This window comes from Kitasatospora sp. NPDC022856 (genome assembly GCF_055561235.1).
In genome coordinates this window covers 1-22973 of sequence record NZ_JBVHHE010000043.1, presented here as the reverse complement: position 1 = coordinate 22973, position 22973 = coordinate 1, and the positions used below count along the sequence as shown (strand labels likewise).

General features: G+C 75.5%; 2 protein-coding genes. Both read right to left on the bottom strand.

Annotated elements, in window-relative coordinates; translation table 11 throughout:
• Positions 1-85 precede the first annotated feature (85 nt).
• On the bottom strand, positions 86-19765 hold the full coding sequence (locus ACZ34W_RS32985) for a type I polyketide synthase (protein ID WP_465609402.1): 19680 nt from the start codon (positions 19763-19765) through the stop codon (positions 86-88).
• A gap of 61 nt (positions 19766-19826) precedes the next feature.
• Complete coding sequence (locus ACZ34W_RS32980) at positions 19827-22973, bottom strand: SDR family NAD(P)-dependent oxidoreductase (RefSeq protein WP_465609400.1); 3147 nt, start codon at positions 22971-22973, stop codon at positions 19827-19829.

Genomic DNA, 22973 nt, shown 5'->3' with positions numbered 1-22973 from the left:
TCGGCAGAGTCAGGGGCGGGCTGCCCCGCACGGCGTGTGCGGGGCAGCCCGGGTTCGAACGGAGCCCGTCAGGGCCTGGCAGGCGTCACTCCAGTTCGTCGACGAGAGCGAACAGCTCGTCGTCGGTCGCTTCCCGGAGTTCCGCTTCGCGCCGTTCCTTGCTCTTGTCGGCGGCCTGGTCACCGATGGCGTCCAGCAGCCGGCGCAGCCGGTCGGTGGCCTCCTCCCGCACCTGGTCCGCCATCGACCCGGTGCGGAGGGCGGCTTCGAGCCGGTCGAGCTCCGCGAGGACCGGCACCGACACCGCTTCGTCCGAGACAACCTCGGTTCGCAGCCACGCGGCAAGGGCGTTCGGGGTGGGGTAGTCGAACACCAGCGTGGCGGGCAGCCGGAGCCCCGTCACACCGTTCAGCCGGTTGCGCAGTTCGACCGAGGTCAGCGAGTCGAAGCCGAGGTCCTTGAACGCGCGCCGGTCCTCGACCGCGTCGGCCGAGGCGTGCCCCAGCACGACGGCCACCTCGGCCCGCACCACCTCGGTGAGCACCCGCTCCTGCTCGGCCCGGCCGAGCCCGGCCAGCTGCCGGGCCAGTCCGCCCTCCTCGCGGACCGCGCCGCCGCTCGCACCCGCCGCGGCCAGCCGGCGGATCTCGGGCAGGTCCCGCACCAGCGGCATCTCCCGCGGGTCCACCGGGCCCGGCGAGGCCACCAGCTCGGCCCAGTTGACGTCCATCACCGTGACCACGGCGTCCGGGCCGTCCAGCGACTCGCCCAGCGCGCGCACCGCGAGCTGCGGGTCCATCGCCGGCATCGGGGCCCGCTCGACCCTCGCCCGGACCACCTTGCTGGACCCGGCCATTCCGCCACCGGCCCAGGCACCCCAGGCGACGGTGAGCGCGGCCAGGCCGCGACTGCGGCGGTTCTCCGCCAGGGCGTCCAGGAAGGCGTTCGCCGCCGCGTAGTTGCCCTGCCCGGCGGCGCCCAGCGTGGACGCGGCCGAGGAGAACAGCACGAAGGCGTCCAGGTCGAGATCGGCCGTGAGCTCGTCCAGGTGGACCGCGCTCGCCGCCTTCGCGGCCAGCACCGTCTCCAGCCGCTCCACCGACAGCCGGTCCACGACACCGTCGTCCAGGACGGCGGCCGTGTGCAGCACCGAGGACAGCGCCGGACCGGTCTTCCCCGTCCACTCCACCAGCCCGGCCAGCGCCGAGCGGTCGGTCACGTCGCAGGACACCACGTCGACGTCCATGCCCCGGGCGGCGAGGTCCGCGACCGTCGCCGCGACCCCGGCGGCCGCCGGACCGGAACGACCGGTCAGCACCAGCCGCTCCGCCTCGCGGCCGGCCAGCCACCGCGACACGTGCCCGGCGATGGCGCCGGTGCCGCCGGTGATCAGCACGCTTCCGCGCGGTGTCCACCGGGCGGTGCCGCGGGGCTGGGCGGCCCGGGTGAGCCGGCGGCCGAGGATCCCGGCCGTCCGGATCGCGACCTGGTTCTCGCCGCAGCCGGCGAGCACCGCGACCAGTCGCGCACCCGCCCGCTCGTCGACGGTCTCCGGCAGGTCGACCAACCCGCCCCAGCGGTCGGGCTGTTCCAGGCCGACGACCCGGCCCAGCCCCCAGACCTGCGCCTGCACCGGGTGGGCCAGCGCCTCACCCGGACCGGCCGCCACGGCGCCGCGCGTCGCCAGCCAGAGCGGCGCGCCGATCCGGGCGTCGCCCAGGGCCTGGACCAGCGCCAGGGTGGCGGCCAGACCGCCGGTCACCGCGGGGTGGCCGGGCACCGGCGTCTCGTCGAGCGCCAGCAGCGACAGCACGCCCGCCACCGCCGACGGCTCGACCGCCGCGCCCAGCAGCCCGGCCACCTCGGCCCGGTCCACGGCACCCGCCGGGACCTCGACCGTGACGACCTCGGCACCACGGTCGGCGAGCGCGGCAGCGCACGCCTGCTCGGCCGCTCCGGCCGGCACGACCACCAGCCAGGTGCCGGACAGCACCCGGGCGTCGGGCTCGGCGATCGCCGCCCAGCCGCCGCGGTAGCGCCAGTTCGCGGTCATCGACCGGTCCTGCTCCCGGCGCCGCCAGGACGCCAGCGCCGGCAGCACCTCGCCGAGCCGGTGCTGGTCCTCGATGGCCAGCGTGTCGGCGATGCTCGCCAGGTCGCCGTCCTCGACGGCCGCCCAGAACCGGGCCTCCGCCTCGGTGCTCGTACCGTCCCCGCCGACCGCCGGCGCGGCCGTCGGCAGTGAGAGGACGCCCTCCGGCCAGAACCGCTGGTGCCGGAACGCGTAGGTGGGCAGCTCGACCGGCGTACCGGCCGGCAGCACCGAACTCCACTCCACCGCAGCGCCGTTGACGAAGGCCTGGGCGAGACCGCCCAGCAGGCCGGTCACCCCCTGCTCGTCGCGCCGCTGGAGCGGGACGAACACGGCCTCGTCACCGTCGACGCCTGCCACCGCGTCCGGGCCCAGCGAGGAGAGCGACCCGTCCGGACCGACCTCGACGAACACCGAGACACCCTGGCGGGCCAGCGTCGCCACCGCATCGGCGAAGCGCACCGCTCCCCGCGTCTGCGCCGGCCAGTAGCCCGCCTCGGGCTCGGCGACCAGTTCACCGGTGAGCGCGCCCGCCCACATCAGGTTCGGCCGGTGGTGCTCCAACCCGGTCGCGACGGCGGTGAGTTCGTCGATCACCGGGTCCATCGCCGGGGAGTGGAAGGCGTGCGACACCCGCAGTCGCCGCACCCGGCGACCCCGCTCCCGCCACAGCTCCACCACCTGATCGACGGCCTCGACCTCACCCGAAACCACCACGGACTCCGGGCCGTTGACCGCCGCGATCACCACACCGGGCACCAGCTCCGCCAGCACCTCGGCCTCCGGGACGTTGACCGCCGCCATCGCCCCGCCCGCCGGCAGCGCCTGCATCAACCGCGCCCGCGCCGCCACCAGCCGCACCGCGTCCGGCAGCGACAGCACCCCGGCCACATACGCGGCCGCGACCTCACCCACCGAATGACCGACCACCGCGTCCGGCGTCAGACCGGCGGCCTCCAGCACCGCCGCGACAGCGACCTCGAAGGCGAACAGGCCCGTCTGGGCGTACAGCGTCTGCTGCGCCAGCGCCTCGTCGACGCCCTCGGCGCCCAGGACCACGTCCCGGACCGAGACACCCAACTCCAACTCCAGCAGCCCGGACACCCGGTCGAAGACCTCGGCGAACACGGCGCTGCCCTCGTAGAGCCCCCGGCCCATCCCGACCCACTGCGAACCCTGACCCGCGAAGACCAGACCCACCCGGGCACCCGGCCGCGCCACACCCGACACCACCGAGGCCGACGAGGCCCCGGTGGCCAGGCTCCCCAGCCCCGCCATCAGCTCGCCGCGCTCGGCTCCGAGCACCACGGCCCGGTGCTCGAACGCCGAACGCGTCGCCGCCAGCGACCACGCGACATCCGCCAGGTCCACCGACGGCCGCGCCACCATCCACTCGCGCAGCCGACCCGCCTGGGCCGTCAGCCCCTCGGCCGTCCGGCCCGACACCAGCCACGCACCGGCGTCCGAGAGAACCGGCTCTGACACCGTCTCGGTAGCCTCGACGGCCGCCGGTGCCTCCTCGACGATGACGTGCGCGTTGGTACCGCTCATCCCGAAGGCCGACACACCCGCACGACGCGGACGCCCGTCCGACGGCCACGGCACCGGCTCCGTCAGCAGGCTGACCTCACCCGCCGACCAGTCCACGTGCGAGGACGGCACCTCGGCGTGCAGCGTCCGCGGCAGCTCCTCGTGCTGGAGGGCGAGGATCATCTTGATCACGCCCGCCACACCGGCGGCCGCCTGGGTGTGCCCGATGTTGGACTTCACCGAGCCGAGCAGCAACGGCCGCCCCTCCGGCCGCTCCTGGCCGTAGGTGGCCAGCAGCGCCTGCGCCTCGATCGGGTCGCCCAGCGTGGTCCCCGTCCCGTGCGCCTCGACCACGTCGACGTCGGCGGCGGTCAGCCGGCCACTGGCCAGCGCCGCCCGGATCACCCGCTGCTGCGACGGACCGTTGGGCGCCGTCAGACCGTTGGACGCGCCGTCCTGGTTGACGGCGGAGCCGCGCAGCACCGCGAGCACCTTGTGCCCGTTGCGGCGCGCGTCCGACAGGCGCTCGACCACGAGCATGCCCGCGCCCTCGGCCCAGCCGGTCCCGTCGGCGTCCTCGGAGAAGGCCCGGCAGCGGCCGTCCGCCGCCAGACCCTGCTGCCGCGAGAAGTCGATGAACGTCCCCGGCGTCGCCATCACGGTGACACCGCCGGCCAGCGCGAGCGAGCACTCGCCCGAGCGCACCGCCTGCGCGGCCAGGTGCAGCGCCACCAGCGACGAGGAGCACGCCGTGTCCACCGTCACCGCCGGGCCCTCCAGACCCAGCACGTAGGAGACCCGGCCGGACAGCACACTCGTCGCGTTCCCGGTCATCACGTGGCCCTCGGAGCCGGAGTCGCCCTGGCTCGCCAGCGTCACCCCGAAGCCGTAGCCCGAGGCGAAGCCGCCGGCGAACACACCGGTCGACGATCCCCGCAGTGAGGCCGGATCGATGCCCGCCCGCTCCAGCGCCTCCCACGAGGTCTCCAGGAGCTGCCGCTGCTGCGGGTCCATCGCCAGCGCCTCGCGCGGCGAGATCCCGAAGAAGCCCGCGTCGAACTCGGCCGCGTCCCGCAGGAAGGCACCCGACCGGGTGTAGGACGTCCCCGCGTTGCCGCGCTCCGGGTCGTAGAAGCCCTCCAGGTCCCAGCCGCGGTCGGTCGGGAAGGCGCCCACCGCGTCGCCGCCCGAGGCGAGCAGCCGCCAGAACTCCTCCGGGCTGCCCGCACCCCCCGGGAAGCGGCAGGCCATCCCGACGATCGCCAGCGGCTCGTCCGCCGCCGCGACCGCCACGGCGGTGGACACCGGAGCGGCGGAGTCCGCCACCCTCCCGGTCAGCTCGCCGCGCAGGAACTCGGCGAGGACCACCGGGGTCGGGTAGTCGAACACCAGCGTGGCGGGCAGCCGGATGCCGGTCGCCACGCCCAGGCGGTTGCGCAGCTCGACCGCGGTCAGCGAGTCGAAGCCCAGGTCCTTGAAGGCGCGCCGGTCCTCGACCGCGTCGACCGAGGCGTGCCCCAGCACGACCGCGACCTCGGCCCGCACCACCTCGGTGAGCACCCGCTCCTGCTCGGCCCGGGCGAGCCCGGCCAGCCGGTGGGCCAACTCTCCCTCGGCGTGGACCACGGCCGCCGCGCTCCCGCCGGCCGAGGCCAGCTGCCGGATCTCCGGCAGGTCCCGGACGAGCGGGCGCTTCGGCAGGTCCGCCGCGCCCGGCCCGGACGCCAGCAGCGCCCAGTCCACGTCCATCACCGTCACCAGGGCGTCCGGGCCCTCCAGGGCCTCGCCCAGGGCGCGGGCGGCGAGCTGCGGGTCCATCGCCGGCATCGGGCCGCGCTTGACCCGGGCCTGCACCACGCTGCTGGACTCCGCCATGCCACCGCCGGCCCAGGCACCCCAGGCGACGGTGAGCGCGGCCAGCCCCCGGCCCCGGCGGTTCTCCGCCAGGGCGTCCAGGTAGGCGTTCGCCGCCGCGTAGTTGCCCTGACCGGCGGCGCCGATCGTCGAGGACACCGAGGAGAAGAGTACGAAGGCGTCCAGGTCCAGGTCCGCGGTGAGCTCGTCCAGGTGGGCCGCGCTCAACGCCTTCGCGGCCAGCACCGTCTCCAGTCGCTCGACCGAGAGCCGGTCCACGACACCGTCGTCCAGCACCGCCGCGGTGTGCAGCACCGAGGACAGCGCCGGACCGGTCCCGCCGATCCAGCTCACCAGCCCGGCCAGCGCCGAGCGGTCGGTCACGTCGCAGGCGACGACGTCGACCGCGGAGCCGGCCGTCGCGAGCTCGGCGGCGAGCGCCGCCGCCCCCCTCGCGGCGGGGCCGGAACGGCTGGTCAGCACCTGGCGGGGCGCGTCGCGACCGGCCAGCCACCGGGCGACGTGCCCGGCGATGGCGCCGGTGCCGCCGGTGATCAGCACGCTTCCGCGCGGTGCCCAGCGGTCCTTGCCGCGGAGCTGGGCGGCCCGGGTGAGCCGGCGGCCGAGGATCCCGGCCGTCCGGATCGCGATCTCGTTCTCGCCGCAGCCGGCCAGCACGGCGACCAGTCGCGCACCCGCCCGCTCGTCGACGGTCTCCGGCAGGTCGACCAACCCGCCCCAGCGGTCCGGCTGTTCCAGGCCGACGACCCGGCCCAGCCCCCAGACCTGCGCCTGCACCGGGTGGGCCAGCGCCTCACCCGGACCGGCCGCCACGGCGCCGCGCGTCGCCAGCCAGAGCGGCGCGCCGATCCGGGCGTCGCCCAGGGCCTGGACCAGCGCCAGGGTGGCGGCCAGACCGCCGGTCACCGCGGGGTGGCCGGGCACCGGCGTCTCGTCGAGCGCCAGCAGCGACAGCACACCCGCCACCGCCGACGGCTCGACCGCCGCGCCCAGCAGCCCGGCCACCTCGGCCCGGTCCACGGCACCCGCCGGGACCTCGACCACGACCACCTCCGCGCCCCGCGCCGCGAGCGCGGCAGCGCACGCCTGCTCGGTCGCACCGGCCGGCACCACCGCCAGCCACGTCCCCGACAGCACGCCGGAGTCGGGCTCGGCGACGGCCGACCAGGCGGTCCGGTAACGCCAGTTGGCGGTCAGCGAGCGGTCCTGCTCCCGGCGCCGCCAGGACGCCAGGGCCGGCAGCACCTCGTTGAACGGACGCCCGCCGTCGAAGGCCAGCGTGTCGGCCAGCTGCGTGAGGTCCCCGCCCTCGACGGCCGCCCAGAACCGGGCCTCCGCCTCGGTGCTCGTACCGTCCCCACCGGCGACCGGCAGGGCCAGGATGCCCTCCGGCCAGAACCGCTGGTGCCGGAACGCGTAGGTGGGCAGCTCGACCGGCGTACCGGTCGGCAGCACCGAACTCCACTCCACCCCGGCGCCGTTGACGAAGGCCTGGGCGAGACCGCCCAGCAGGCCGGTCACCCCCTGCTCGTCGCGCCGCTGGAGCGGGACGAAGACGGGCTCCTCGCTCCCGATACCGGCCACGGCGTCGGGGCCCAGCGAGGAGAGCGATCCGTCGGGGCCGACCTCGATGAACACCGAGACGCCCTCGCGGGCCAGCGCGGCGACCGCGTCGGCGAAGCGCACCGCCTGGCGGGTCTGCGCCGGCCAGTAGCCCGCCTCGGGCTCGGTGACCAGTTCACCGGTGAGCGCGCCCGCCCACATCATGTTCGGGCGGTGGTACTCCAACCCGGCCGAGACGGCGGTGAGTTCGTCGATCACCGAGTCCATCGCCGGGGAGTGGAAGGCGTGCGAGACCCGCAGCCGCCGCACCCGGCGACCCCGCTCCCGCCACAGCTCCACCACCTGATCGACGGCCTCGACCTCACCCGAAACCACCACGGACTCCGGGCCGTTGACCGCCGCGATCACCACACCGGGCACCAGCTCGGCCAGCACCTCGGCCTCCGAGACGTTGACCGCAGCCATCGCCCCGCCCGCCGGCAGCGCCTGCATCAACCGCGCCCGCGCCGCCACCAGCCGCGAGGCCTCGGACAGCGACAGCACCCCGGCCACATACGCGGCCGCGACCTCGCCCACCGAATGACCCACCACCGCGTCCGGCGTCACGCCCGCGGCCTCCAGCACCGCCGCGACAGCGACCTCGAAGGCGAACAGCCCGGCCTGCGCGTACAGCGTCTGCTGCGCCAGCGCCTCGTCCACACCCTCGGCGCCGAGCACGACGTCCCGGACCGAGACGCCCAACTCCAACTCCAGCAGCCCGGACACCCGGTCGAAGACCTCGGCGAAGACCGCGCTGCCCTCGTAGAGGCCCCGGCCCATGCCGACCCACTGCGAGCCCTGACCGGCGAAGACCAGACCCACCCGGGCATCCGCCCGCGCCACACCCGACACCACCGACCCCGAAGAGGCCCCGGTGGCCAGGCTCCCCAGCCCCGCCATCAGCTCGTCGCGCCCGACCCCGAGCACCACGGCCCGGTGCTCGAACGCCGACCGGGTCGCCGCCAGCGACCACGCGACATCCACCGGCGCCAGGTCGGAGCGCACCGACATCCATTCGCGCAGGCGGCCCGCCTGGGCCGTCAGCCCCTCGGCCGACCGGCCCGAGACGATCCACGCACCGGCACCCGACACCACCGGAGCCGACACCGTCGCGGAAGCCTCGACGGCAGCCGGCGCCTCCTCGACGATGACGTGCGCGTTGGTCCCGCTGATCCCGAAGGCCGACACACCCGCTCGGCGCGGACGCCCGTCGGACGGCCACGGCACCGACTCGGTCAGCAGCCTGACGTCACCGGCCGTCCAGTCCACGTGCGAGGACGGCACCTCGGCGTGCAGCGTCCGCGGCAGCCGCTCGTTCTGCAGCGCCAGCACCATCTTGATCACGCCCGCCACACCGGCGGCCGCCTGGGTGTGCCCGATGTTGGACTTCACCGACCCCAGCCACAGCGGCTGCCCGCCGGCCCGCTCCTGGCCGTAGGTGGCCAGCAGCGCCTGCGCCTCGATCGGGTCGCCCAGCGTCGTACCGGTGCCGTGCGCCTCGACCACGTCGACGTCGGCGGCGGTCAGCCGGCCACTGGCCAGCGCCGCCCGGATCACCCGCTGCTGCGACGGACCGTTCGGCGCGGACAGGCCGTTGGAGGCGCCGTCCTGGTTGATCGCCGAACCGCGGATCACCGCGAGCACCTTGTGGCCCTTGCGCTGCGCGTCCGACAGCCGCTCCACCACCAGCACGCCGGCGCCCTCGGCCCAGCCCGTCCCGTTGGCGTCCTCGGAGAACGCCCGGCACCGGCCGTCCGTCGCCAGACCCTGCTGGCGCGAGAACTCGACGAAGGAGAACGGCGTCGCCATCACGGTGACACCGCCGGCCAGCGCGAGCGAGCACTCGCCCGAGCGCACCGCCTGGGCCGCCAGGTGCAGCGCCACCAGCGAGGACGAGCACGCGGTGTCCACGGTCACCGCCGGGCCCTCCAGGCCCAGCACGTAGGAGACCCGGCCGGACAGCACGCTCGTCGAGTTTCCGGTCATCAGGTGGCCCTCGACGCCCGAGGAGTCCTGGCCCGTCAACGCCATGCCGATGGCGTAGCCGGACCCGAAGCCGCCGGCGAACACACCGGTCGACGATCCCCGCAGCGAGGCCGGGTCGATGCCCGCCCGCTCCAGCGCCTCCCACGAGGTCTCCAGCATCAGTCGCTGCTGCGGGTCCATCGCCAGCGCCTCGCGCGGCGAGATCCCGAAGAAGCCCGCGTCGAACTCGGCCGCGTCCCGCAGGAACGCGCCCGACTGGGTGGACGACGTCCCCGCCGTCCCGCCGTCCGGGTCGAAGAAGCCGTCGAGGTCCCAGCCGCGGTCGGTCGGGAAGCCGCCCACCGCGTCGCCGCCCGAGGCCAGCAGTTGCCAGAACTCCTCCGGAGTGCCCGCACCGCCGGGGAAGCGGCAGGCCATCCCGACGATCGCCAGCGGCTCGTCCACCACCGGGGCCACCACGGCGGCCACCGGGGCGGGAGTCCCGCCCGTCTGCTCCCCGACCAGCTCGCCGCGCAGGAACTCCGCCATGGCGACCGGGGTGGGGTAGTCGAACACCAGCGTGGCGGGCAGCCGCAGCCTGGTCGCCGCGTTCAGCTGGTTGCGCAGCTCGACCGCGGTCAGCGAGTCGAAGCCCAGGTCCTTGAACGCCTGCCTGGCCTGCACCATCTCCGCCGAGGAGTGGCCCAGCACGGCAGCGGCCTGTGCCCGGACCATGTCGGTGAGCACCCGGTCCTGCTCGGCCCGGCCCAACCCGGCGAGCCGATGGGCCAGTTCGCCGTCGTTGCGGGTGGTGTCCGCGGCGCCCGCCCGGTCGGCGGCCAGCCGGCGGATCTCGGGCATGTCACGCACCAGCGGCATGTCCAGCACGTCGGCCGTGCCCGGCGCGGTGCCGAGCTGCCGCCAGTCGACGTCCATCACCGTGACGACGGGCTCCGGGCCGTCCAGCGACTCGGCCAGCGCCCGGACGGCCAGCTGCGGGTCCATCGGCGGCATCGGGATCCGGCGCATCCGCGACCGGATCGCCTCGTTGGACTCCGCGAGTCCGCCGCCGCCCCACAGGCCCCAGGCCACCGCGAGACCGGCCAGGCCGCGGTTGCGGCGGTTCTCCGCCAGGGCGTCGAGGAAGGCGTTCGCCGCCGCGTAGTTGCCCTGCCCGGGCCCGCCCAGCGTGGACGCGGCCGAGGAGAACAGCACGAAGGCGTCCAGGTCCAGGCCGGCGGTGAGCTCGTCCAGGTGGACCGCGCTCGCCGCCTTGGCGGCCAGCACCGTCTCCAGCCGCTCCACCGACAGCCGGTCGACCACGCCGTCGTCCAGGACGGCGGCCGTGTGGAACACCGAGGACAGCGCCGGTCCGGTCCCGCCGATCCAGTCGACCAGCCCGGCCAGCGCCGAGCGGTCGGCCACGTCGCAGGACACCACGTCGACGTCCATGCCCCGGGCGGCGAGGTCCGCGACCGTCGCCGCGACCCCGGTGGCCGCCGGACCGGAACGACCGGTCAGCACCAGCCGCCCGGCACCGAGGCCGGCCAGCCACCGCGACACGTGCCCGGCGATGGCGCCGGTGCCGCCGGTGATCAGTACGCTGCCGCGCGGCGCCCAGCTCCGCTCGGAGCCGCGCTGCGGGACCCGCGACAGCCGGCGGCCGAGGATCCCGGCCGTCCGGATCGCGATCTGCTCCTCGCCGCAGCCGGCCAGCACCGCGACCAGCCGCACACCCGCACGCTCGTCCAGCACCTCGGGCAGGTCGACCAACCCGCCCCAGCGCTCCGGGTGTTCCAGGCCGACGACCCGGCCCAGCCCCCAGACCTGCGCCTGCACCGGACTGGCCAGGGCCTCCCCCGGACCGGCCGCCACGGCGCCGCGCGTCGCCAGCCAGAGCGGCGCGCCGATCCCGGCGTCGCCCAGCGCCTGGACGAGCGCCAGCGTCCCGGCCAGACCACCGGCCACCACCGGGAACTCCGCGACCGGCGCCTCGTCCAGCGCCAGCAGCGACAGCACACCCGCCACCGCCGACGGCTCGACCGCGCCGGCCAGCAGCGCGGCCACCTCGGCCCGGTCCACGGCACCCGCCGGGACCTCGACCACGACCACCTCCGCGCCACGCGCCGCCAGCGCGGCAGCGCACGCCTGCTCGCCCGCACCGGCCGGCACCGCCAGCACCCACGTGCCGGACAGCACCCGGGCATCGGGCTCGGCGATCGCCGCCCAGTTCACCCGGTAGCGCCAGCCGGCCGTCACCGACCGGTCCTGCTCCCGGCGCCGCCAGGACGCCAGGGCCGGCAGCACCTCGTTGAACGGACGACCGCCGTCGAAGGCCAGCGTGTCGGCCAGCTGCGTGAGGTCCCCGCCCTCGACGGCCGCCCAGAACCGGGCCTCCGCCGCCGTGCTCGCCCCGTCCCCACCGAGGACCGGTCCGGCCGCCGGCAGCGCCAGGGCGCCCTGCGGCCAGTACCGCTGGTGGCGGAAGGCATAGGTGGGCAGCTCGACCCGCTCGGCCTCGGTCAGCACTTCGCGCCAGTTGACGGTCGCGCCCTGGACGAAGGCCTCGGCGAGCGAAACCAGCAGGCGCTGGGCGCCGCCGTCGTCGCGGCGCAGCGTGCCGCAGACGGCGGCCGTCACGGCGCCCGGCCCGGCCGCCTGGGCGACCTCCTCCAGGGTGTCGTTCATCGCACCGAGCAGCACCGGGTGCGGCGTGGACTCGACGAAGACCTGGTAGCCCTGACCGGCCAGGGTGCGCACCGCGCGGTCGAAGTGGACCGTGGCGCGCAGGCTGCCGTACCAGTAGGCGGGGTCCAGCTCCTCGCCGGTGAGCGTCTCGCCGGTCATCGCCGAGACCATCGGGATCCGGCCCCGGCGCGGCGCGATACCGGCCAGGACCTCGGTGATCTCCGCTTCGAGGCGGTCCACCTGCGCCGAGTGCGAGGCGTAGTCCACCGCGACCATCCGGGCGCGCACGCCCTCCGCCTCGAACTCCGCCTTCAACTCCTCCAGGGCCTCGGGCTCACCCGAAACCACCACCGCCGACGGCCCGTTGACCGCCGCCAGCGACAGCCGCTCACCGAAGCGCGCGATCCGCTCCTCGACCACCGCGGCACTCCGGCTCACCGACAGCATCCCGCCGAGCCCGGCCAGCACCTTCAACGACCGCGAACGCAGCGCCACCACCCGGGCGCCGTCCTCCAGCGACAGCATCCCGGCCACCGTCGCCGCCGCGATCTCACCCTGCGAGTGACCGACCACGGCGTCCGGCGTGACGCCCGCGGCTTCCCAGACCGCCGCCAGCGACACCATCACCGCCCACAGGGCGGGCTGGACGACATCCGCCGCCTCCAGTGCGGGGGCACCCTCGGCACCCGCCAGGACGTCGCTCAGCGACCACTCGACGTACGGCGCCAGCGCCGCCTCGCACTCCGCGAGGCGCGCCGCGAACACCGGTCTGCACGAAGCGAGTTCACGCCCCATGCCGACCCACTGCGAACCCTGACCGGCGAAGGCGAAGACCACCCGCGCACCCGGGCGGGCCACACCCGACACCACCGCACCCGACGGCGCACCGGCGGCCAGGCTCTGCAGGCCCGCGACCAGCTCCGCGCGGTCAGTACCGACCACCACCGACCGGTGCTCGAAGACCGACCGCGTCGTCGCCAGCGACCAGGCCACCTCGGCCGGCACCTGGTCCGGCCGCGCCGCGACCCACTCCCGCAGCCGGCCCGCCTGGGCGGTCAGCCCCTCGGCCGTCCGGCCAGAGACCAGCCACGCGGCCGGCCCGTCCAGCTCCACCACCGCGGCGGACCGGACGTCCTCGGCCGGCCCGTCCACGGTCTCCACCGCTTCGGGCTCCTCGGCCGGGGCCTCCTCCACGATGACGTGCACATTGGTGCCGCTGATGCCGAAGGCCGACACACCGGCCCGGCGCACCCGCTCCCCGGTCGGCCACGGCACCGGCTCGTTCAGCAGCCTGATGTCACCGGCCTCCCAGTCCACGTGCGAGGAGGGCACGTCCGCGTAGAGCGTCCGCGGCAGCTGCTCGTGCTGGAGCGCCAGCACCATCTTCATCACCCCGGCGACACCGGCGGCCGCCTGGGTGTGTCCGAGGTTCGACTTCACCGAGCCCAGCCAGAGCGACCCGCGGTCGCCGCGCTCCTGGCCGTAGGTGGCCAGCAGCGCCTGCGCCTCGATCGGGTCGCCCAGCGTGGTGCCCGTGCCGTGCGCCTCCACCACGTCCACATCGGCCGTGGAGAGCCGGGAGTTGGCCAGCGCGGCGCGGATCACCCGCTGCTGCGAGGGGCCGTTCGGCGCGGTCAGACCGTTGGACGCGCCGTCCTGGTTGATCGCCGAGCCGCGCAGCACCGCGAGCACCGGGTGCCCGTTGCGCCGGGCGTCGGAGAGCCGCTCGACCACGAGCATGCCCGCGCCCTCGGCCATGCCCATGCCGTCGGCCGCGTCCGAGAACGCCTTGGAGCGCCCGTCCTCCGCGAGACCGCGGGCGTGCGAGAACGCGCGGAAGCCGTCCGGGCTCGCCATGATCGTGACGCCGCCGGCCAGCGCCAGCGTGCACTCGCCCTGGCGCAGCGCCTGGGCCGCCAGGTGCAGGGCCACCAGCGAGGACGAGCAGGCCGTGTCGATGGTCACCGCCGGGCCCTCCAGGCCCAGCACGTAGGAGACCCGGCCGGACAGCACGCTGGCCGCGTTCCCGGTCATCAGGTGCGCCCCGAGGCTCTCCACCTCCTCCTCGTCGGCCATCGTGACGGCCAGGTACGAGGAGCCGTAACCGCCGACGAACGCGCCGGTCTGGCTGCCGCGCAGCGTCGCGGGGTCGATGCCGGACCGCTCCAGCGCCTCCCACGAGGTCTCCAGCAGCAGCCGCTGCTGCGGGTCCATCGCCAGCGCCTCGCGGGGGCTGATCCCGAAGAAGCCGGCGTCGAAGCCGCTGGCCTCCTGGACGAACCCGCCGACCTGCGTGTACGAGGTCCCGACGTTGTCCACGTCCGGGTTGTAGAGGGAGTCGAGGTCCCAGCCGCGGTCGGTCGGGAAGGTCGACAGCCCGTCCGTGCCGGTGGCCAGCATCTGCCACAGCTCCTCCGGGCTGGTCGCGCCGCCCGGGAAGCGGCAGGCCATGCCGACGATCGCGACCGGCTCGTCCATGGCGAGCGCCGCCGTCGCCGCGGGACCGCCGAGGTCCACGACGTCGGACAGGTCGCCGGCGAGTTGTTCGCGCAGCAGCGCGGCGAGCGCGACCGGGTTGGGGTAGTCGAAGACCAGGGTGGCGGGCAGCCGCAGCCCGGTCGCCGGGTTCATCCGGTTGCGGAACTCGACCGCGATCAGCGAGTCGAAGCCCAGGTCGGTGAACGGACGGCCGGCCTCGATCGCGTCGCCCGAGGCGTGTCCGAGCACCGCCGCGGCGTGGGTGCGCACCAGGTCCAGCAGCACCCGGTCGCGTTCGGTGCCCGGCAGCCCGGCCAGCTGCTGGCGCAGCACGTCCGCGGCGCCGGCGCCGGTCGCCCCGGCGGCCGAGGTGACGGCCGCCCGGCGCGGGATGAAGTCGTCCGCGAGCACCTGCCAGAGCGGCGGGATGCCGGTGGCGGCCGCCTGCGCCCGCAGGCCGGCCTTGTCCAGCCGGGCCGGGACCAGGACGGACTCGGCCCGCTCCAGGGCGAGGTCCAGCAGGACCAGACCCTCCTGCTCGTTCAGCGCGGCGAGGCCCGAACCGGTCATCCGGCGGAGCATCACCTCGTCCAGGCCGCGGCCGATACCGGCCTCGGGCATCCACGGGCCCCAGGCGAGCGCGGTGCCCGCCAGTCCGGCGGCCCGCCGGGCGCCCGCCAGCGCGTCCAGGAAGGCGTTGGCCGCCGCGTAGTTGGCCTGGCCCGCACCACCGAACGCGGCCGCGACCGAGGAGAACAGCACGAAGTGGTCGAGGTCCAGGCCCTGGGTCAGCTCGTGCAGGTGCCAGGCCGCGTCCACCTTGGGACGCATGACCGCCGACACGCGCTCGGCGCTCAGCGAGTCGACCATGCCGTCGTCGATGATGCCCGCGGCGTGGAACACGGAGCCCAGCGGGCAGTCGGCCGGCAGCGAGTCCAGCACCCCGGCCAGCGCGTCCCGGTCGGCCACGTCGCACGCGACCACCCGGACCCACCCGCCCAGCTCGGCCACCTCCGCGGCCAGCGCGGCCACCCCGGCGGCGCCCGGGCCGGAGCGGCTGAGCAGCACGGCCCCGCCGGCCCGTCCGGTGGCCACCATGTGCTTGGCGACCACACCGCCGAGCGTTCCGGTGCCACCGGTGACGAGCACCGTCCGCGGGTCCTGGTCGGCCGGCCGCTCCGCCGCCGTCCGGTCGGGGACCACCAGGTCGCCCTTCGGGCGGGTCAGGCGCCGGCCGTAGCCCTTCCGCTCCCGGACGGCCACCTCGGGCTCTCCGCTGCCCAGCGCGGCCGGCAGCGCGGCCACCTCGCCGTCACCGCCGTCCGCGGGGAGGTCGGCCAGGACGAACCGGCCGGGGTTCTCCAGCTGGGCCGAGCGCAGCAGGCCCCAGACCGCGCCCACGGCCGGGTCCGCCACCGCGTCGCCGGCCTGCACGGCCACGCCGCCACGGGTGACGACCACCAGCTGCGCGGGCTCCAGCTCGGCCGCGGCCAGCCAGTCCTGCGCCAGCTCCAGTGCCTCGCCGGCGACCTGACGGGCGGCCACGGCCGTCCCGTCGACGCCCTCGCCGCTCACGCAGGCGATCACCACGCGGGGCGAGACCTCCCCCTCGGCGGTGGCGGCGGCCAGTTGGGCGATGCCGGGGTAGCCGTGCACCGGGATCCCGGCGGCGGCCAGCTGCTCGGCCACGGCGAAGCGGTCGGCGCCGACCAGCGCCCACGGCCCCTCCTGCACCGCGCCCTGCGGCAGCGGCGCCCACTCCACGGTGAACAGCGCGTCGCGGATCCAGTCGTCGGCGCTCTGCAGCTGCTCCGGCGAGACCGGGCGGGTGATCAGCGAGTCCACCGTCACCACCGGCCGGCCCGTGGCGTCGGCCGCGGTCAGCGTCAGGCTGCCCTGGGCGTCCCGGCGCAGCCGGGCCCGCAGGACCGGCGCCCCGGCGGCGTGCAGCGCGACGCCCGTCCAGGCGAACGGCATCCGGATCTGGCCCTGCTGGGCGTCGCCGGACTCCTGTGCCTCGGCCGCCTCGGCCACCACGCCCGCGAGCAGCGCCGCGTCCAGCAGGACCGGGTGCAGCCCGTACGAGGCCGGGTCCCCGGCCTCCTCCGGCAGGGCCACCTCGGCGAAGATGTCCTCGCCGCGGCGCCAGACGGCCTGCAGGCCCTGGAACGCCGGTCCGTAGATGTCGGCCAGGTGCACGGTGTACAGGTCGCTGATGTCGAGCGCCTCGGCCCCGCGCGGCGGCCAGACCGTGAGGTCCTCCTCCGGTTCGGCGGCGGCCGGGGCGGGAGCGATCACCGCGGCGGCGTGCTTCACCCAGACCTGCTCCTCCTCGGGGCGGTCGGGGCGGGAGAACACGTCCACCTGGCGCCGGCCCTCGGCGTCGGCCGCGGTCACCACCACCTGGACCTGGACACCGGCGCCGTCCGCGGGCAGCACCAGCGGCGACTGGAGGGTCAGCTCCTCCAGCAGCGAGCAGCCCACCTGGTGGCCGGCGCTCACCACCATCTCGACGAAGCCGGTGCCGGGCAGCAGCACCACGCCGCCGACCGCGTGGTCGGCGAGCCAGGCGTGCGTGCGCAGCGACAGCCGTCCGGTGCACACCAGTTCGGCGTCGCCGGCGAGTTCGACCACGGCGCGCAGCAGCGGGTGGGTGACGGCGCCCAGGCCCAGCGAGGCCGGGTCGCCGCTCCCGGCCCTGGCCGCGCCGGGCAGCGCGAGCATGCCCTTCGGCCAGTACCGCTCGTGGCGGAAGGCGTAGGTGGGCAGTTCCACCTGGTCGGCGGCGGGCAGCACCCGCGCCCAGTCGACGGGCACCCCGGCCACGAAGGCCTCGGCGAGCGAGGTGAGCAGGCGCAGCGCCCCGCCGTCGTCCCGGCGCAGGGTGCCGCAGACCCGCCCGGCCTGGACGGCCGGGCCGGCGTCGACGGCGGCCTCCTCCAGGGTGTCGGTGATCGGCGCGATCAGCACCGGGTGCGGGGAGACCTCGATGAACACCTGGTGGCCGAGGCCGGCCAGGGTCCGCACGGCCCGCTCGAACCGGACGGTGGCCCGCAGGCTCGCGTACCAGTACCCGGCGCCCAGCTCCTCGCCGGTCAGCATCTCGCCGGTGACCGCCGAGATCATCGGGATCCGCCCGGCGCGCGGCGTCACCCCGGCCAGCAGGGAGGTGATCTCCTCCTCCAGCCGCTCCACCTGCGCGCAGTGCGAGGCGTAGTCGACCGCGACCATCCGCTCGCGCACGCCGTCGGCCTTCAGCTCCTCCTGGAGCTCCCGCAGGGCGGCCGCCTCGCCGGAGACCACCACCGCCGAGGGGCCGTTGACGCAGGCCAGCGAGAGCCGGCCCGCCCAGCGTCCGAGCCGCTCCTCCACCCGGGCGGCCGGCTCGGTCACCGACAGCATCCCGCCGATGCCGGTGATCGCCCGCAGCGCCCGGGACCGCAACGCGACGACCTTGGCCGCGTCCTCCAGGCTCAGCATGCCCGCGACGGTGGCCGCGGCGATCTCGCCCTGCGAGTGGCCCACCACCGCTTCGGGGGTCACGCCGGCGGCCTCCCAGACCGCCGCCAGCGAGACCATGACCGCCCACAGCACGGGCTGCACGACATCGGCCGCCTCCAGCGCGGGCGCGCCCTCGGCGCCGGCCAGCACGTCGGCGAGCGACCAGTCCACGTACGGCGCCAGCGCCGCCGCGCACTCGGCCAGCCGCGCGGCGAACACCGGGCTGCCGGCCGCCAGTTCGGTGGCCATGCCGAGCCACTGCGAGCCCTGGCCCGGGAAGACGAAGACCGCCCGCGCGCTCGCGTGCGCCACCCCCGCGACGACCGAGGCGGTCTGCTGACCGCCGGCCAACTGGCCCAGGCCGCCCATGAGTCCGGCCCGGTCGGTGCCCAGCACCACGGCCCGGTGCTCGAAGGCCGCGCGCGTGGTCACCAGTGACCGCGCCACCGCGGCCGGCTCCAGGGCCGGTCGCGCGGCGATCCAGTCGCGCAGCCGGTCCGCCTGGGCGACCAGCCCGTCCGCCGAGCGGCCCGACACCAGCCACGCCTCGGCGCCCGACACCAGCGGTGCCACGACCTCCGCGACGACCGGCGCCCCGCCCTCCGGGGCGCCGGGTTCGGCCGGGGCGCCGGCGTCGACGGCCTCCGCCGGCTCGGTCTCCTCGGCCGGGGCCTCCTCGATGATGACGTGCGCGTTGGTGCCGCTGACGCCGAACGAGGAGACGCCACCGCGGCGCACCCGCTCGCCGGCGGGCCAGGACTCGGCCTCGTTCAGCAGCCTGACGTCACCCGCCGACCAGTCGATGTGCGGCGACGGCTCCTGCGCGTGCAGGGTCTGCGGCATCCGCTGGTTCTGCAGCGCCAGCACCATCTTGATGACGCCCGCGACGCCGGCCGCGGCCTGGGTGTGCCCGATGTTGGACTTCACCGAGCCGAGGAAGACCGGACGGTCCTCCGGGCGGCCCTGGCCGTAGGTGGCGATCACCGCCTGGGCCTCGATCGGGTCGCCCAGCGTGGTGCCCGTGCCGTGCGCCTCGACCACGTCCACGTCGGCGGCCGACAGCCGGGAGTTGGCCAGCGCCGCGCGGATCACCCGCTGCTGCGAGGGGCCGTTCGGCGCGGCCAGGCCGTTGGACGCGCCGTCCTGGTTGATCGCCGAGCCGCGGATCACCGCGAGCACCGGGTGCCCGTTGCGCCGGGCGTCGGACAGCTTCTCCAGGACGACCATGCCCGCGCCCTCGGCGATGCCCATGCCGTCGGCCTCCGCCGAGAACGCCTTGCAGCGTCCGTCGTGGGCCAGCCCGAGCTGCTTGGAGAACTGGGTGAACATGATCGGGATGGCGGTCACCGTGACGCCGCCGGCCAGGGCCAGCGTGCACTCGCCCGAGCGCACCGCCTGGGCGGCCAGGTGCAGCGCCACCAGGGACGACGAGCAGGCGGTGTCCACCGTCACCGCCGGGCCCTCCAGGCCCAGCGAGTACGACACCCGGCCGGAGATGACGCTGGTCGACGTCCCGGTCATCAGGTGGACGTCCAGGTCCTCGTCCGTGCCGAAGCCGTAGCCGGACAGCGCGGCGCCGGCGAACACACCGGTCAGCGAGCCGCGCAGCGAGGTCGGGTCGATGCCCGCCCGCTCCAGCGCCTCCCAGCAGACCTCCAGCAGCACGCGCTGCTGCGGGTCCATCGCCACCGCTTCCCGCGGGCTGACACCGAAGAACCCCGCGTCGAATCCGCTGGCGTCCGCGATGAACCCGGCCTCGCGCACCTGCGATATGCCGTCCGGGTCCTCCGCGTAGAGCTCCTCGATGTTCCAGCCGCGGTCGGTCGGAATTCCGGCGACCCCGTCCCGGCCGGTGGAGAGCAGATTCCAGAAGTCCTCCGGAGCCTGGATTCCACCGGGGTACCGGCAGCCGATTCCGACGATCGCTATCGGTTCGTGGCTGCGTTCCTCCACCTCACGCAGTCGCTGACGCGTGTTGTAGAGATCGGTCGTCACCCATTTGAGGTAGTCGCGGAGAGTCTCTTCGTTCGCCATCGGATCTCACCATTCCAGTCTGTGAAACGCATGCCTGCCATCCGCGCACACGGACAACCACTTACCTGCCGAGTTCCTTGTGGATGAACTCGAATATCTCGTCGTCCGTCGCGGACCCGATCTTCTCCGCGACCGCCTGGGTTTCCGTGGGAGCACCAACCTCCATCCACTGGGAAAGGAGCTCCTGCAGGCGATCGGTGATCAATTGATGCGTCTTCTCGTCCGGCGCCGCCCCGGTCAGCACCGACCCGAGCCGGTCGACCTCCTCCACCAGGGACACCGGACCGGACCCGTCCCGGAACTCCTCGTTCCAGAGGTACTCGGCCAGCACCGCCGGGGTGGGGCAGTCGAACAGCAGCGTGGCCGGCAGCTGCAGGCCGGTGGCGGCGCCGAGCCGGTTGCGCAGCTCCACCGAGGTCAGCGAGTCGAAGCCCAGGTCGCTGAAGGCCCGGGTGGCCTCGACGGCCTCGGGGGACGCGTAGTCGAGCACCGCGGCCGCCTGCGCCTGGACCAGCTTGACCAGCGTCCGGTTCTGCTCGGCCCGGGTCAGGCCCGCCAGTTGCTCCCGCAGGGACGCGCCCGCGTCCGGGTCGGCGGCCGCACCGGCCCCCGCCCCGGCCAGCGCCGCGACGACCTCGGGCAGCCCCTCGATCAGCGGGCTGCGCCGGCGCAGCGTGAACGGCGGGGCGAACCGCGCCCAGTCCACGTCGGCGATCGTGACGGAGCCCTCGCGGCCGTCCAGGATCTGGGCCAGCGCCTGGACGGCGTGGTCCTGGTCCATGACCATCAGGCCGCCCCGGGCCATCCAGGCGCCGGTGTCGGCGTCGGTCATCCCGCCGCCGCCCCACGGCCCCCAGGCCACCGAGGTGGCGGGCAGACCCTGCGCCCGGCGGTGCTCGGCCAGGCCGTCCAGGAAGGTGTTGGCCGCGGCGTAGGCGGGCTGGACGCTGCTGCCCCAGGTCGCCGAGATCGACGAGAAGAGCACGAACGCGTCCAGGTCCAGCCCCCTGGTCAGCTCGTCCAGGTGCACGGCTCCCCCGGCCTTGGCGGCCAGTACGGCGGCCGTCTCGGCCAGGTCGGTGTCCTCGACCGTGGTGGCCTGTCCGAGGCCCGCGGTGTGCATCACCGCGGACAGCGCGGGGCCGGTCGCGGCGACCCGGTCGAGCAGCCCGGCCAGCCCGGACCGGTCGCTCACGTCGCACGCGACGACGTCCACCCGGCTGCCCCGGGCGGCCAGTTCGGCCGCCTGTGCGGCGACCCCGGCGGCGCCGGCGCCGGACCTGCTGGTCAGCACGAGCCGCTGCGCGCCCCGACCGGCCAGCCAGCGGGCCACGTGCCCGCCGATCGCGCCCGTGCCTCCGGTGACCAGGACGGTCCCGGTCGGCGTCCACGGCCGCTCCGCCGGGCGGGGGTGCGGGGCGCGGGTCAGCCGCCGGGCCAGGATCCCGGCCGGACGGATCGCGACCTGGTCCTCGCCGCAGCCGGCCAGCACCGCGGCCAGCCGTCCCGCCGCCTGCTCGTCGACCGTCCCGGGGAGGTCGATCGACCCGCCCCAGCGGTCCGGGTGTTCCAGGGCGACGACCCGCCCCAGACCCCACACCTGCGTCTGCACCGGGCTCGCCGGTCCGGTGCCCGGCCCACCGGCCACCGCACCGGACGTGACCACCCAGAGCGGCGCGTCCACCTCGGCGGAGCCCAGCGCCTGCACCAGGCTCAGCGTCGCGGCGAGGCCCCGGGGCACCACCGGGTGCTCCGGCACCGGCGTCTCGTCCAGGCCCAGCAGCGACAGCACCCCGGCGAAGCCGGACTCCGGCCGCACCGCGCGGATCCGCTCGGCCAGTTGCTTCCGGTCGGCCTCGGCCGTGACCTCCAGGACGACGGGCTCGGCGCCGCGGGAGGACAGCGCGGCCACGCAGCCCTGGGCCACATCGCCGTCGGTCTCCCCGGCGGGGAGCACCACCAGCCACCGGCCGGACAGCCGGGCGGGAGCGGGGTCGGCGACCGGCGCCCAGGTGACGCGGTAGCGCCAGTTCTCCGTGACCGAGCGGTCCTGCTCCCGGCGGCGCCAGGTCGCCAGGGCGGGCAGCACGGTGCTGAGCTGCTGCTGGTCCTCGATCGCCAGGGTGTCCGCGAGCCGGGCCAGGTCGCCGCCCTCGACGGCGGCCCAGAACTGCGCTTCCGCCGCCGTGCTCGCACCGTCGCCACCGACGGGGGACGCCGTCGCAGCGGCCTGGAGCCAGTAGTGCTGGTGCTGGAAGGCGTAGGTCGGCAGCTCCAGCGCCTCGGCGGCGGGCAGCACAGTCTTCCAGTCCACCGACAGGCCGCCGACGTAGGCCTGGGCGAGTGAGGTGAGGAGGCGGGTGGCGCCCGCGTTGTCGCGCTCCAGCGTGCCCACCGTCAGGACGTCGGCGACACCGGCGTCCTCGGCCGTCTCCGCCACCGCCGCCGTCAGCACCGGATGGGTCGACACCTCCACGAACGAGCCGTAACCGCCGCCCAGCAGCGTGCGGACGGCCTCCTCGAAGCGGACCATCCGCCGCAGGTTCGCGAACCAGTAGGCGGCGTCCACCTCCGTACCGGACAACCACTCGCCCGTCACCGTCGAGATCATCGGGACACGACCCGCCCGCGGCACGATCCCGGCCAGCTCCGCCGCCAGCACCGCCTCCAACGGCTCCACCGCCGGCGAATGCGCCACGAAGTCCGTCGCCGGAATCCGCCACCGCAGCACCTTGCGCGACGCCAACTCACGCTCGAACTCCGACAACGCCTCCGGCTCACCCGACACCACCACCGCAGCCGGGCCATTCACCGCCGCCACCGACAGGCGCTCGCCCCAACCCTCGACGATCTCCCGCACCGCCCGCGACGGCATCACCACCGACACCATCGAACCCTGCACCGACAAACTCGTCAGCGCCCGAGCCCGCACCGCCACCACCCGCGCGCCGTCCTCCAGGGACAGCATCCCCGCCACCGTCGCCGCCGCGATCTCACCCTGCGAATGACCCACCACCGCATCCGGCGTCACCCCGGCGGCCTCCCACACCGCCGCCAGCGACACCATCACCGCCCACAACACCGGCTGCACCACATCAGCCGCGTCCAGACCAGGCGCACCCTCGGCACCCGCCAGAACCTCACTCAACGACCACGGCACATACGGCGCCAGCGCCGCCCCACACTCCGCCAACCGCGCCGCGAACAC